Here is a 13368-nt window from a genome sequence, read left to right as displayed (position 1 = left end):
CCCACTGCAGCGGGCGGTATATTTGGCCTTCCGTGCGCGGTCGCGCACGGAAGGATCGAAAGCGGAGTTCAATGAGCGTGAGCCAAGAGCCGGGTCACTACGACAAGGTGCAGGCCAGGAGAAGTGGCAGGCCTTCTGGGAGAAGGACCAGACCTTCAAGCCACTCGACGACGGATCACGCGAGCGCCGCTTCGTCCTCGACATGTTCCCGTACCCGTCGGGCGACCTGCACATGGGCCACGCGGAGGCCTACGCCATGGGCGATGTCGTGTCGCGCTACTGGCGCCTGCGGGGCTTCGACGTCATGCATCCCATCGGCTGGGACTCGTTCGGCCTGCCCGCCGAGAATGCGGCCATCAAGGCCGACAGTCACCCGTCCGACTGGACCTACGCCAACATCGAGACGCAGGTGCGCTCCTTCAAGCGCTACGGTCTGAGCCTCGACTGGAGCCGACGCCTGCACACCTCGGACGAGGACTACTACCGCTGGACCCAGTGGCTGTTCCTGCGCTTCTTCGAGCGCGGTCTGGCCTACCGCAAGGACTCCTACGTCAACTGGTGTCCGAAGGACCAGACCGTGCTGGCCAACGAGCAGGTCGTCGGGGGCCTGTGTGAGCGCTGCAAGAGCGAGGTCACCAAGCGCAAGCTGAACCAGTGGTACTTCAAGATCACCGACTACGCCCAGGAACTGCTGGACGACATGTCACAGCTCGAGGGTGGTTGGCCCGATCACGTGCTGGCGATGCAGCGCAACTGGATCGGCCGCTCCGAGGGCGCCAACGTGAAGTTCGCCGTCGAGGGCCGTGACGAGCCGGTTACGGTCTTCACCACCCGCCCCGACACTCTGTTCGGCGCCACCTTCATGGTGGTGGCCCCGACTCCGACCTGGCCCAGGAACTGGTCAGCGACGGGCAGCGCGAGGCCTTCGACGCGTACCTGACCGAGGTCAAGAAGACCACCGAGATCGAGCGCCAGTCGACCGAGCACGCGAAGACGGGCGTCTGGCTGGGGCGTCACGCCGTCAACCCGGTCAACGGTGAGCGTGTGCCCGTCTGGGCCGCCGACTACGTGCTGGCCGACTACGGCACCGGTGCGATCATGGCCGTGCCGGCGCACGATCAGCGTGACCTCGACTTCGCCCGCACCTACGATCTGCCGGTGCGCACCGTCCTCGACGTCGACGGCACCGATCCGGCGGAGACCGGCGTCGCGACCAGCGGCGACGGCGCCTACATCAACTCCGGCGCACTGGACGGGCTGACCGACAAGGCATCCGGTGTGGCCAGGATCACCGGGCAGCTGGAGGCTGACGGCCTCGGCACCGGGACCATCCAGTTCCGCCTGCGCGACTGGTTGCTGTCCAGGCAGCGCTTCTGGGGCTGCCCCATCCCGATCGTGCACTGTGAGGTGCACGGCGAGGTGGCGGTGCCCGACGAGCAGCTGCCCGTGCGGCTGCCCGAGTTGCGCGGCCAGGAGCTGGCGCCCAAGGGCACCTCACCGTTGGCGTCCGTGACCGACTGGGTCGCCACGACCTGCCCACCTGCGGCGGCCCCGCCAAGCGCGACACCGACACGATGGACACGTTCGTCGACTCGTCGTGGTACTTCTTCCGTTACTGCTCGCCCGACTACCAGGACGGCCCGTTCAACCTGGACGACGTCGCCCGCTGGATGCCTGTCGACCAGTACGTCGGCGGCGTCGAACATGCGATCCTGCACCTGCTGTACATGCGCTTCTTCACGAAGGTGCTGCGCGACATGGGCATGGTCGACTTCGACGAGCCGATGCTGCGCCTGCTCAACCAGGGCCAGGTGATCAACGGCGGCAAGGCCATGAGCAAGTCGCTCGGCAACGGCGTCGATCTGGGTAGGCAGATCGACGAGTTCGGGGTGGACGCCGTCCGCCTGACGATGATCTTCGCCGGCCCGCCTGAGGACGACATCGACTGGGCCGACCTGTCGCCCGCCTCGAGCCTGAAGTTCCTGCAGCGCGCCTACCGGCTGGCCACCGATGTGACCTCCGGCCCGGACGCCGACTTCGCGGCCGGCGATACAGACCTGCGGAAGTCCACCCACAAGGCCATCATCGAGGTGGGCCAGCTGCTCGACTCGGGTCGCTTCAACGTCGCCGTGGCGCGCACCATGGAGCTGGTCAACGCCACGCGCAAGGCGATCGACGGTGCCGCGGGCGGCGCCGACCCGGCGGTGCGGGAGGCCGTCATGTTCGTCGCGCAATCGCTGAGCCTGGTCGCCCCGTACGTGGCGGAGGAGATGTGGGAGGCCCTCGGGCTCCCGCCGTCGGTGGCCAACAGCGCCTGGCCGGTGGGGGACGCCTCTCTGACCGTTGACGACACCGCGACGATGGTGGTCCAGATCCAGGGCAAGATCCGCGCCAAGATCGAGGTGCCCGCCGACGTCGACGAGGAGGCGGCCCTGGCCCTCGCCCTTGCCGACGACGGCGTGCAACGCTCGCTCGCCGGCCGCGAGGTGGTCAAGGTGATCGCCCGGCTGCCGAAGATGCTGAGTCTGGTGCCCGGGAAGTAGCCGGGCCGACGGGGCCCCGGACCTGACGGTCCGGGGCCCCGTCCCCTGTCCGCGGTTCTCCACAGCGTCGAGGTTCTCCACAGCGTCGAGGTTCCGTGCAGCTTTCCCGTCGCGCCGCCGGAAAGTGTCGGGCATGCAGGAGTCCGAGGAAGTGGCGAGGGCGCGGCTCGCGTTCATCAGCGCCGGGCGGCCCCTCTGGGTGCGCCGCGACGGGCGTCCGAGGCGCGCCGGGAGGAGGGTGGCGCCGCGCAGGGGCCCCGGCCGCGACCGTTCCCGGGGCACCGGCCGACACCGCGGAGCCGCCGCTCGCGCGTGGTCTCCGTGCCGCCCACGCGATCACCCTGAAACACGCCCTCGTCGTGGCCGTGCTGCTGGTGGCGGCGGCCGCCGTGACGGTGTTCGCCCTCAGCCAGAGCTCCGCCACCCAGGTGCCCATCGCGCCCGTGGCGGTGACGTCGGCCCCACCACGCCCGGAGTCCCCGACGCCGGCGCCCACGGTGCGGGTCCACGTGGCGGGGTCGGTCGTGTCCCCCGGGTGGTCGTGCTTCCGGCCGGGTCGATCGTCCGCGACGCGATCGCGGCAGCCGGGGGCTCGCGGCGGACGCCGACCCCGCCCAGCTGAACCTGGCGGCCCGGTCGGCGACGGCATGCAGATCCTCATCGGGTCGGGGACGCGCCGGAGGGAACAATCTCGACGCCCGTCGGGGGCGCGACCGGTGAGGGGTCGGGCGGCCCCTGAACCTCAACACCGCCACCCAGGGGCAGCTCGAGGCGCTGCCTGGGATCGGGCCGGTGACCGCTGCGGCGATCCTCGCCTGGCGGGAGGAGAACGGCCCGTTCACCGCGGTCGACGAGTTGCAGGAGATCGCCGGTATCGGCCCGAGGACCCTCGAGAAGCTCGCCCCGCTGGTGACGACATGAGACGCCACGACCTCCGCCTCGTCCCATCGCGGCCGCCGCGTGGGCGGCCGCGTGGATCGGAACCTCCGGCTGGGCGCCGGAACGGGCCGGTTGGATGGCGGGCCTGGTCGGGGTCGCGCTGCTGGCCGTCATCGCCTGGCGGGCCGGGCGGATCTGGGTCGCCATGGTGCTCGCCGTCCTGGCCGTCACCCTGCTCGCCGCCGGAACCCGCTCCTGGCAGCTCCACACGTCTCCGGTGGCGGGGCTCGCTGCCGCGGGAGCGGTGGCGACGGTGGAGTTCGAGGTGCTCGCGGAGCCGGTACCCGGCGCCCGCGTCGTGGTGGCGCCGGCGCGGCTGCTGCGGGTGGAGTCACGGGGATCCAGGTCCGGGCCGCGGTGCCGGTGGTGGTGCTGGCAAGCGGCAGCCTGGGCGGACAGTTGGCGGCCCTCGAACCGGGATCCCGATACGAGGGCGGGCCAGGCTCGGCACGCCCGACCCGGCGGATCCGGAGGCCGCCGTGTTGTCACTGCGGGCCGTGGCCCGCCGCACGGGGGCCCGGGCCCGCTCCGTGCCCTGGCCAACTCGATGCGGGCGGGGCTCCGCGATGCCGTCAGCCACTCGCCGCCCGATCAGGCCGCGCTGGTGCCGTCCCTCGTTGTCGGCGACACCAGCCGCGTCGACGACGACATGAAGGCCGACTTCCGGGCCACCGGCCTGACCCACCTGATGGCGGTCAGCGGCGCGAATCTGACGCTGATGCTCGGCGTGCTGCTCGCGTTCGTGCGGGCGGTGGGGGTGCGGGGTTGGTGGGTGAGGGTGGCCGCGGTCGGTGGTGTGGGGCTGTTCGTGCTGGTGTGCGGCCAGGAGCCTTCGGTGTTGCGGGCCACCGCGATGGGCTGGTGGCGCTGGCGGCGACCGGGATCGGCTCGGGGAGCAGGAGCACGGGATCGCTGTGCCTCGCGGTGACGTTGCTGGTGTGGTGCGATCCGTGGCTCTCGCGATCGGTCGGCTTCGCCCTGTCGGTGTGTGCCTGCGCGGGGATCGTGCTGATCGGCCCCGTCTTCCGCGCGGCCCTGCTCCGGTGGTGCCCGCGGTGGGTGGCGGACGCCCTGTCGGTGACGTTGGCGGCCCAGCTCGCGACGCAGCCGATCGTGACGGCCATCAGCGAGGAGGTCTCGGTCGTGGGGTCGCGGCCAACGTCGTCGCGGCGCCGTTCGTGGGGCCGACCACGGTGGTCGGGCTGAGCGCCGCCGTCCTGAGTGGGCTGCCGGTGGTCGCGGTCGTGCCGGGGTGGGTGGCGGGCTGGTGTGCGCAGCCGATCCTGTGGGTGGCGCGGGCCGGGGCCGCGGTGCCTTCTGCGACCCGGGGTGGCCCACGGGAGCGGTTGGTGTCACGGTGCTGACGGTGGCGGTGGTGCTGCTCGGGTTCGGGCTGGTGTGGCTCCTGCGAACCCCACTCGGTGGGGTCGCGTTCGTGGTGGTGATGGTGGCGTCGGCGCTGGTGCGGCCGGTGTCGCTCGGCTGGCCGGGCCCGTGGGAGGTGGTCTTCTGCGACGTGGGGCAGGGCGACGCGACGGTGATCCGGGCAGGGCCGGGGCCGCGGTGGTGGTCGACTCCGGGCCTGATGCCGTGGATCTGCTTGGCTGCCTGTCCGACCTCGGCGTCCGGGAGGTGCCGATGTTCGTGCTGACGCACTACCACGCCGACCACACGGGTGGCGCGCCGGCGCTGATCGACAGGTTCTCCCCATCTCTGGTACTGGTGCGTGGCGGTGACCCGCCGCGTTGGCTGGCCGATGCCGTGAGGCGGGTGGGAGGCGAACTGCGTTCTGCCGTGGAGGGAGAGGAGGTCGCGGCGGGCGAGGCACGGTGGGTCACGGTGTCGGCCCCGCAACCACAGAACCGGGCCACTGAGCTGACGGACGCGGAGGGCTCACCCGAGAACGACGCCTCGGTCGTGGGGATCGCGGAGGTCGGCGGGGTGCGCGTGATGCTGGCCGGGGACGCGGAGCCGTCGGGCCAGGCGCGCGCACTGCGGTCCGCCCGACGCCTCGGGCTCGACCTGTCGGTGGCGGTGCTGAAGCTGCCCCATCACGGTTCGGCCCGTCAGGAGGAGCGGTTCTTCCGGGCCTGCGGAGCCTCCCTCGCGGTCGCGAGTGCGGGGCAGGACAACGGGTACGGCCATCCGGCGCAGGCGGCCCTCGACCTGGCCACCGGGTTGGGCATGGCGGTGGCGCGCACCGACCGGCAGGGGGCCGTCGCCGTCGCCCGTACCGATGACGGGCTGACGGTGACGACCGAGAGGAGGTGAACTCGCCGGTCAGACCCGCGGCGACAACCCGGCCGCACGGTACATGGCGTCGATCGCGGTCATGGTGCGCACCGAATCGGCAGGATCGGAGATCACCGGCAACCCCTCCCGGATGGCTTCGACGAACACCCCGAGCTGGCATTCGTAGCTCGTGGGTGCAGGGGCACCTCGATCTCCGTGGCGTCGCCGTCCGTGAACAGCGTGACGCTGTTGCCCTCGTGCGGCTTCACGAAGCCCTCAACCCTGATCCTGCCCAGGGTGCCGGTGATGGTGGCCGACTGGCGCTCCACCTCCTCGAGCAGCGAGCTCGAGATGGTGCCCGTCACCCCGCCCGGGAAGCGGAGCTCCGCGGTGAGCCGCTCATCGATCCGGTCATCCTCTGGTGAGGGTCGGAAACTGCCGGAGACGACCTCGGGCTCCTCTCCGACGATGCTGCGCACGAAGTGCAGGCAGTAGCAGCCGAGGTCCATGGTTGCACCGCCTGCGAGGTCATGGATGTAGCGGATGTTGGTTCGGTCGGGCAGCTGGATGTCGAATGTCGCGCTGACGTCGACGAGGTCGCCGATCGCGCCATCGGAGATGAGCCCGAGCACCTCGGCCATGAGCGGGTGATGGCGGTAGTGGAAGGCCTCCATCACCACCTTGTCGGACAGCGCGGCCCGGGCGGCTACCCGCATGGCCTCCTCGGCGTTCGATGCGAACGGCTTCTCGACGAGGACATGCTTGCCGGCGTCCAACGCGGCCACCGTCCACCTGGCGTGCTCCGAGTTCGGCAGCGGAATGTAGATGGCGTCGATGTCATCGGCGGCGAGGAGAGCCTCGTAGTTGTCCTCCACCCGGCCGATGTGGTGGGCCTTAGCGAACGCCTCGGCCCGCGAACGGCTCCTGGCGGCCACCGCGACCAACTCGACCTCCGGGTTCGCGGCGGCGGGCCTGATCAGTGACGAGGGGGTGATGCCTGCTGCTCCGAGGATGCCGAAGCGGACTGGGGTGGTCATTGCTCTCCTTCGAGTACGTCTCCTCGGAGAGTCTAGTGTTCCCGTCCGGGCCGGGGGCCCGCGGGCCCGGAGGCCCTACCTCCCGTCGAACCGCTCGACCGCCACCCGCACCAGGCCACCGCCGGGGCGGAGTCCGCGGCGTACACGTCGACCCCGGAGCCGGAGGCCACGTACAGGTGGTTGCCGACGGTGAGGCCCCGGACGCCCTGCACCTGGCCGGTCATCTGGTCCCTGGTCACCCTGTCCACGGACAGGTCCTCCACGAGGCTGAAGGCGCCGTCGTCCCAGCGGTAGACCAGGTAGTGCACCCCGTGGCGTCGGCATCGTACGAGGAAGCGGCGAACCCGATGAGTCCCGACTTCTCATCGATCAGCACCGCCTTGTGGTTGCGGAGGGCCTCAGCCTGGTTCAGTGACACCTTGAGGGTGGCCGTCTCCGTGACATCGAAGGGGTCGGAGGTGTCGAACATGGTGAGCTTCAGGTCGGACGTCGGGCCGGTTTCGGTGCCGTCGATGCCCAGGCCGAGCAGGAGCCCGTCGGACCACGGGTGGAGGTAGGTGCTGAAGCCCGGGATTTTGAGCTCGCTCATGATGGCCGGGGCAGTCGGGTCGCTCAGGTCGATCGCGAACAGTGGGTCGACCTGCCGGAAGCTCACCACGTAGGCAGTCGGGCCGGAGAACCGCACCGACTGGATCGACTCGTTGACCGCCAACTGGGGCAGCATCCCCACCGTCTCCAGGGTCTGGTCGAGCACGAGCAGCGCCGGGCTGGTGAGCCAACCGGAAGCAGTGGGGCCGGTCATGGTGACGGCGACCCGCAGGTGTGAGCCGAACTCGTCGAGAGCGAACTGGTTCAGGACGGTGCCGGGATGCGTGCCTGCGCCGCCGCGGTGAGCTGGCCGTCATCCAGCGCGATGCGCGTCAGGTCCGTGGTGGCCGCCACGCTCGTGAAGGGGGTTCGCGTGTCGGGGAAGTCGGTGATCGGGCTGGTGACGTGGGACGGCGAGGTCAGGAAGAGGCTGTCCCGGGTGAGGTAGACGTCCTGCGCGCCTCCGAACACGGTCTGGGCGTCGATGCGCTGCCGGTCGGTGAGATCGATGCTGCTGATCACCGTGAAGGCGGCCGCCTGCGGCTCCGGCATCAGCATGATGTCGGCAGCGTTCAGTGGTGCGGTCCCGAGCGCGTCGCTCACCAGCGGCACGAACGTGGACGGATCGTCTGCCCGGACGGCGTCGGCGTCGTCGACCATGTAACTGGTCACCAGGTAGACGATGTCGCCGCTCAGTCGCGAGGAGACGGGGCCCCGCTCTGCCCGAGCCAGGTCAGGAAGCGGGGCGCGGCAGGGTCGGAGACGTCGTACACCAGGGCCTTCGTCTCCCTGGCGAGGTAGGGCGTGAACCCGAAGGGTCGATGGTTCGGCGTCCCGGCCTCCAGCCGTGGGGTGAAGTCGGTCACGAGTGCCACCAGCGTGGTGCCGTGGAGCATGAGGTCGGACACTGCTCCCTGGACGGTGCCGTCGGTGTTAGCCACGGCCAGTTCGGAGGTCTCGATCCTCGACAGTTCCCGGGAGCCCGCGCCGTCAGCCGAGACGAGCCGGACCGTCGAGCCTGAGGCGATGAAGATCGTGCGACCGTCGCTCTTGACCAGGTCGCCCTCGTCGATTCCCTCGACCTGCACGTTGGTGTCCCAACTGTCGCTCTGCATCCCGACGGCGATGTCAGCCTGCCCTGTCCGGCCGCGAAGCTCAACGGGTAGGAGATCTCCCACGGGTTCTGCAGCGGGGCGGCGGTCACGGCCCGCACACCGGGCATAGTCGCCCGAGCCACCGACGTACCGGCTCCCATGCGGGGACGCGACGCTCAGGCCGGGGGACCGGTCGCTGCTGCCCACCTCCCGGCCGAGGAGACCCGGCATGGACGCGGCGGCCACCGCGAGCGCCACGGCCGCGACGGCGGCACCCCAGGCCGGCAGGCGACGGTGACGCCGAACCGGCGGCTCCGGAGCCGGTTCGGGGTCGAGGCGGTCGGCTGCGCGTCGATCCGGGTCGCCAGCGCGGCCCTGACCTCGGGGAGGGCCGCAACTGGGCGGCGATCTCACGGAAGATGTCGTTGTCATTCATCAAACAGCCCTCCCAGGAGCTTTTCTCGCATCTGGGCGCGGCCGCGGGAAAGCCGCACCCTCACGGTGCCTGGACCCAGGTCGAGCAGGTCGGCGATCTGCGCGATGGACAGGTCCTCGAAGTAGAACAGGTACAGCACGGTGCGGTAGGTCTCGCTGAGCGAGCGGAGCGCCCTGAACAACACGTTCTGCTCGTCCGAGGCGAGAGTGAATTCCTCCGGGGCGGCCGCGGTGTCGCCCGGGTCGAGCGGCACCACGCGGGTGCGCCACGAGCTGAGCCGGACCCGTCGGGCGCAGGTGAGCGCCGTGGTGATCAGCCAGGCCCTGCGGTGCTGCTCATCGTTGACCTCCGGCTGACGCCGGTGGTACGTGAGGAAGACCTCCTGGTAGACGTCGTCTGCGTCGCCGCGGCACCGCGTATGCGTCACGGCGATGCCGTAGACCATCGACTCGTAGCGTTCGACCACCGAATGGGTGTCGCCGGGCAGCAGAGACTCCACCGGGACGTCCTCGCCCTCTGTGGGTATGCCCTCTGCCTCCACGGCTGCGCCGCCTTCCCGTATGTCCTACTCCTGTAACTCCTTCCAGGTGTGCAGAAGGTTACAGACGCGATCCCCGCCGAGGAACGGAGCGACCCCGGGGCGCCGGGCCCCAGGGGTCGAATCCGGTCAGGAGGTGGCATTCAGGTCAGGCTCCCGGAGCGCAGGTGCGCCGGGTCGCCGGTCAGGGCCGCCAGCCTGCGCCGCACGCCGGCCGCCTCATCGATCTTGTTCTGCCGTTCGAGGGTGCGCGCGAGCAGCAGGGTGGCGTACTCGTCGGTCGGGTCCTGATCGAGGATCCTGCGGCACTGCTCCTCGGCCGGCCCCAACGAGGCACGGTGGAAGTGTGCCCGCGCAAGGTATTCGCGCACCGACCTGTTGCCGGGCTGCTCCTCGAGCACCTCGGCGAAGCGCTCGACGGCCGTGCGGTAGTCGCGCTCCTCGAACGCCCGGACTCCCAGGTTGTAGGTCAGAAGGGTGGTCACCTGCGGCTCCTTTCCTTGGCCGGCCCGTTGCCCGGGCCTCGGTGATGCAACATTCAACCAATATCGGGCGCGGATATTCCCGACTACCACACCGTCCCCCATGGCTGGCAAGCTTGACCCCATGCCTGCCTTCGGATCATCGCTCCTGATCACCGGGCCCGAGACCCTGCTCGCGCGGCGCATCGTGACGGCCACCGTCGCGGAGGCCCGCGCCGAGCGCCCGGAGGCCGACTTCAACGAGATCACCGCCGGGGAGTTGGAGGACACCATGCTCTCCGAGGTGGTGGGCGGTTCGCTGTTCTCCACCGACATCATCGCCGTCATCGAAGACGTCGGCGCCTGCCCCGCTGGGGTGGTCGACCAACTCGTCGAGGTCGCGAAGAACCCGCCGACGGACCTCTGTCTCGTTCTGGTCCATCAGGGCGGCAACAAGGGCAAGGGCCTGATCGACAAGCTGAAGAAGGCGAAGGTACGCACGGAGACCGTCGCCGGCCTCAAGCCGTGGGAACTGCCAAGGTTCGTGGCGGAGGAGGCGAGGCGGCTGAAGATCCGCATGTCTGCGGATGCCGCAGGCGAACTGGTCGCGGCCGTCGGGAATGACCTGCGTGCGCTGGCCGCGGCGGTCGCACAGTTGGCGGCCGACTCCGATCAGGGGCAGATCGACGCGGATCTCATCCGCCGCTACTTCGCGGGCCGTGCCGAGGTGACGTCCTTTGCAGTCGCCGACGCGGTGCTGGCCGCCAATGCGACCCTCGCGATGGAGCGGCTGCGGTGGGCGCTCGGCACGGGGCCGCCCCGGTGCTCGTCACCAGCGCCATGGCCGGCGCCTTCCGGGGATGGGCCGCTACGTCGACGCGCAGGGCAGCAGGATGAGCGGCAACGATCTGGCCCGCCAGATCGGCCTTCCGCCGTGGAAGATGAAGGAATACGCCCGCACGTCGCGGTATTGGGGGCCCGCGTCGATCGCCGGGGCGATCCAGCTGATCGCCGTCGGTGACGCCGAGGTCAAGGGTGCGGCGACCGATCCGGCGTTCGCGCTGGAGCGGATGGTGTTGGGGTGCTGGCTCTGGCCCGCCGCTGACGGCGTCGTAGCCGGCCAGCTGTGGGTGCGCGTGATCCCGGTCGAGGGCACAGAAAACAGCGCCTTGACGACCGAGGGCCAAGGCGCTGTTCTCGTGAAGCGTGGAAGCTACCGCTTCCTGAAGCGTGGGAGCTGCTGCGTCAACCGGCTCAGAGAGCGGCGACGGCGGCGGAGATGGCCGACTTGCGGTTCGCGGCCTGGTTCTTGTGGATGACACCCTTGCTCACGGCCTTGTCCAGAGCGCGATTGGCAACCTGGGCAGCCTCGACGGCCTTGGCGTTGTCGCCGGCGGAGACGGCCACGCGGACGGCGCGGACGTGGGTGCGAAGGCCAGACTTCACGGCCTTGTTACGCTGACGCGCGATCTCGTTGGTCTTGTTGCGCTTCTTCTGGGACTTGATGTTCGCCACTGGGCAAGCCTCTTTTGTCTAAAGTTGGTTGACTCGGTCATGCGTTTGCACGCGACGATCAACCTTACCTGTTCGGGCCGGTGCGTCCAAATCCACGGGTTAGCCCGGCCCTGAAATCCGTGAGAGACTTGGGGTCGACAGCGCCAGCCCCGAGGACACGATGCCCACTCCCCGCCCAGGTAAGACCGATCCGGCGATCATCCGCAACTTCTGCATCATCGCCCACATCGATCACGGCAAGTCGACCCTTGCCGACCGCATGCTCCAACTCACCGAGGTCGTCGACGCGCGTCAGATGCGCGCCCAGTACCTCGACCGGATGGACATCGAGCGTGAGCGCGGCATCACCATCAAGTCCCAGGCTGTGCGGATGCCCTGGACCAGGGACGGGGTCATCCACGTCCTCAACATGATCGACACCCCGGGCACGTCGACTTCACCTACGAGGTCTCCCGTTCGCTGCAGGCCTGTGAGGGCGCGGTGCTGCTCGTCGACGCGGCGCAGGGCATCGAGGCCCAGACGCTGGCGAACCTGTACCTCGCGCTGGCGGCCGACCTCCACATCATCCCGGTGCTCAACAAGATCGACCTGCCCGGGCGAACCCCGAGAAGTACGCCGAGGAACTGGCGGGCATCATCGGCTGCGACCCCGACGACGTGCTGCGGGTGTCGGGCAAGACCGGCGTCGGCGTGTCCGAGCTGCTCGATGCCGTCGTCGACCAGATCCCGGCTCCGGTCGGCGACCCGGACGCCCCTGCCAGGGCGCTCATCTTCGACTCGGTCTACGACACCTACCGTGGCGTCGTCACCTACGTGCGCGTCGTCGACGGTGAACTGAACCACCGCGAACGCATCCGCATGATGTCGACCAAGGCCACCCACGAGCTGCTCGAGATCGGCGTCATCTCGCCGGAGCCGGTCAAGTCGACCGCGATCGGCGTCGGCGAGGTCGGCTACCTCATCACGGGCGTGAAGGACGTGCGCCAGTCCCGCGTCGGCGACACCGTCACGCTCGAGAGCCGCCCCGCCGAGCAGGACCTCGGTGGCTACCAGCACCCCAACCCGATGGTCTACGCCGGCCTCTACCCGATCGACGGTGACCAGTTCAACGACCTGCGCGAGGCGCTCGAGAAGCTCCAGCTCAACGACGCGGCGCTCACCTACGAGCCGGAGAGCTCCAGCGCGCTGGGCTTCGGCTTCCGCATCGGGTTCCTCGGCCTGCTCCACATGGAGATCGTCCGCGAGCGGCTCGAGCGCGAGTTCAACCTCGACCTGATCTCGACGGCGCCCAACGTCGTCTACGACGTCCTGATGGAGGACGGGTCGGAGCACCACGTCACCAACCCGTCCGAGTACCCGGAGGGAAGATCGCCGAGGTGCGCGAGCCGGTCGTGCGGGCGACGATCCTTGCGCCTGCCGAGTACATCGGCACGATCCTCGAGCTCTGCCAGACGCGCCGCGGCGTCCAGCGCGGCCTCGACTACCTGAGTGAGGACCGGGTCGAGATCCGCTACACGCTGCCCTGGCCGAGATCGTCTTCGACTTCTTCGATGCCCTCAAGTCCCGCACCAAGGGCTACGCGTCGCTCGACTACGAGGCAGACGGCCAGGAGGCGGGGACCTCGTCAAGGTCGACATCCTTCTGCACGGCGAGCCGGTCGATGCGTTCTCCGCCATCGTGCACAAGGACAAGGCCTACTCCTACGGCCTGTCGATGGCGGCCAAGCTCAAGGAACTGATCCCGCGCCAGCACTTCGAGGTGCCCATCCAGGCCGCCATCGGCTCCCGCGTCATCGCGCGCGAGACCATCCGCGCCATCCGCAAGGACGTGCTCGCCAAGTGTTACGGCGGCGACATCTCCCGCAAGCGCAAGCTGCTCGAGAAGCAGAAGGAAGGCAAGAAGCGGATGAAGATGGTCGGACGGGTCGAGGTGCCGCAGGAGGCCTTCGTCGCGGCGCTGTCCACCAACGAGCCGCCCAAGAAGTAG

General features: G+C 69.6%; 12 protein-coding genes and 3 pseudogenes. 8 read left to right on the top strand and 7 right to left on the bottom strand.

Translation table 11 applies throughout. The annotated features are described in order from the left end of the window. Nucleotides 1–22 precede the first annotated feature (22 nt). The 6 genes and pseudogenes from leuS to G7085_RS01590 all read left to right on the top strand — a co-directional run bounded on the left by leuS (nucleotide 23) and on the right by G7085_RS01590 (nucleotide 5753). Nucleotides 23–2543 (top strand): annotated as a pseudogene (gene leuS, locus G7085_RS29050) (leucine--tRNA ligase). 735 nt (nucleotides 2544–3278) lie between these two features. Then, nucleotides 3279–3464 carry a ComEA family DNA-binding protein gene (locus G7085_RS01610; RefSeq protein WP_197512694.1) on the top strand — a complete coding sequence of 62 codons (186 nt, stop codon included), beginning with the start codon at nucleotides 3279–3281 and terminating at the stop codon, nucleotides 3462–3464. Nucleotides 3465–3558: 94 nt separating this feature from the next. After that, nucleotides 3559–4410: a ComEC/Rec2 family competence protein gene (locus tag G7085_RS29045; protein WP_197509755.1), complete on the top strand. Its 852-nt coding sequence runs from the start codon at nucleotides 3559–3561 to the stop codon at nucleotides 4408–4410. After that, nucleotides 4299–4688, top strand: a complete 390-nt coding sequence (locus G7085_RS29040) for a ComEC/Rec2 family competence protein (RefSeq protein ID WP_331715408.1) — start codon at nucleotides 4299–4301, stop codon at nucleotides 4686–4688. Before G7085_RS29045 ends, G7085_RS29040 begins: the two co-directional genes overlap by 112 nt. A gap of 151 nt (nucleotides 4689–4839) precedes the next feature. Beyond that, nucleotides 4840–5133 carry a hypothetical protein gene (locus tag G7085_RS01595; protein ID WP_197509753.1) on the top strand — a complete coding sequence of 98 codons (294 nt, stop codon included), beginning with the start codon at nucleotides 4840–4842 and terminating at the stop codon, nucleotides 5131–5133. Beyond that, the gene (locus G7085_RS01590) at nucleotides 5073–5753 is read left to right on the top strand and encodes a ComEC/Rec2 family competence protein (protein WP_197509752.1); all 681 of its coding nucleotides are present in this window, start codon (nucleotides 5073–5075) and stop codon (nucleotides 5751–5753) included. The genes G7085_RS01595 and G7085_RS01590 overlap by 61 nt, the downstream gene beginning before the upstream one ends. A gap of 92 nt (nucleotides 5754–5845) precedes the next feature. On the opposite strand, the gene G7085_RS01585 is transcribed toward G7085_RS01590, so the two are convergent. From G7085_RS01585 to G7085_RS01555, 6 genes and pseudogenes are all read right to left on the bottom strand, one after another. Beyond that, the gene (locus tag G7085_RS01585; protein ID WP_197509751.1) at nucleotides 5846–6751 is read right to left on the bottom strand and encodes a Gfo/Idh/MocA family protein; all 906 of its coding nucleotides are present in this window, start codon (nucleotides 6749–6751) and stop codon (nucleotides 5846–5848) included. 32 nt (nucleotides 6752–6783) lie between these two features. Beyond that, the gene (locus tag G7085_RS01580; protein ID WP_197509750.1) at nucleotides 6784–6990 is read right to left on the bottom strand and encodes a hypothetical protein; all 207 of its coding nucleotides are present in this window, start codon (nucleotides 6988–6990) and stop codon (nucleotides 6784–6786) included. After that, nucleotides 6987–7999, bottom strand: a pseudogene (locus tag G7085_RS23275) (beta-propeller domain-containing protein). The gene G7085_RS01580 and the pseudogene G7085_RS23275 overlap by 4 nt, the downstream one beginning before the upstream one ends. A 32-nt stretch (nucleotides 8000–8031) precedes the next feature. Beyond that, on the bottom strand, nucleotides 8032–8691 hold the full coding sequence (locus tag G7085_RS31805; protein ID WP_197509748.1) for a beta-propeller domain-containing protein: 660 nt from the start codon (nucleotides 8689–8691) through the stop codon (nucleotides 8032–8034). A gap of 170 nt (nucleotides 8692–8861) precedes the next feature. Beyond that, on the bottom strand, nucleotides 8862–9368 hold the full coding sequence (locus G7085_RS01560) for an RNA polymerase sigma factor (protein WP_197509747.1): 507 nt from the start codon (nucleotides 9366–9368) through the stop codon (nucleotides 8862–8864). Nucleotides 9369–9550: 182 nt separating this feature from the next. Continuing rightward, complete coding sequence (locus tag G7085_RS01555) at nucleotides 9551–9892, bottom strand: tetratricopeptide repeat protein (protein ID WP_197509746.1); 342 nt, start codon at nucleotides 9890–9892, stop codon at nucleotides 9551–9553. Between the two features lie 100 nt (nucleotides 9893–9992). Here G7085_RS01555 and holA point away from each other — a divergent pair, with 100 nt between their 5' ends. Next, the gene (gene holA / locus G7085_RS01550) at nucleotides 9993–10889 is read left to right on the top strand and encodes a DNA polymerase III subunit delta (protein ID WP_197509745.1); all 897 of its coding nucleotides are present in this window, start codon (nucleotides 9993–9995) and stop codon (nucleotides 10887–10889) included. 233 nt (nucleotides 10890–11122) lie between these two features. Here the strand turns inward: holA and rpsT are convergent, their stop codons facing one another. Then, the gene (rpsT, locus tag G7085_RS01545) at nucleotides 11123–11383 is read right to left on the bottom strand and encodes a 30S ribosomal protein S20 (RefSeq protein ID WP_197509744.1); all 261 of its coding nucleotides are present in this window, start codon (nucleotides 11381–11383) and stop codon (nucleotides 11123–11125) included. 160 nt (nucleotides 11384–11543) lie between these two features. Between rpsT and lepA the strand changes: the two are divergent. Continuing rightward, a pseudogene (gene lepA, locus G7085_RS01540) lies at nucleotides 11544–13368 on the top strand (translation elongation factor 4).

It is taken from the genome of Tessaracoccus coleopterorum, from assembly GCF_011174705.1.
Taxonomy (GTDB): domain Bacteria; phylum Actinomycetota; class Actinomycetes; order Propionibacteriales; family Propionibacteriaceae; genus Arachnia; species Arachnia coleopterorum.
This window is presented reverse-complemented; position numbering and strand designations above follow the sequence as displayed.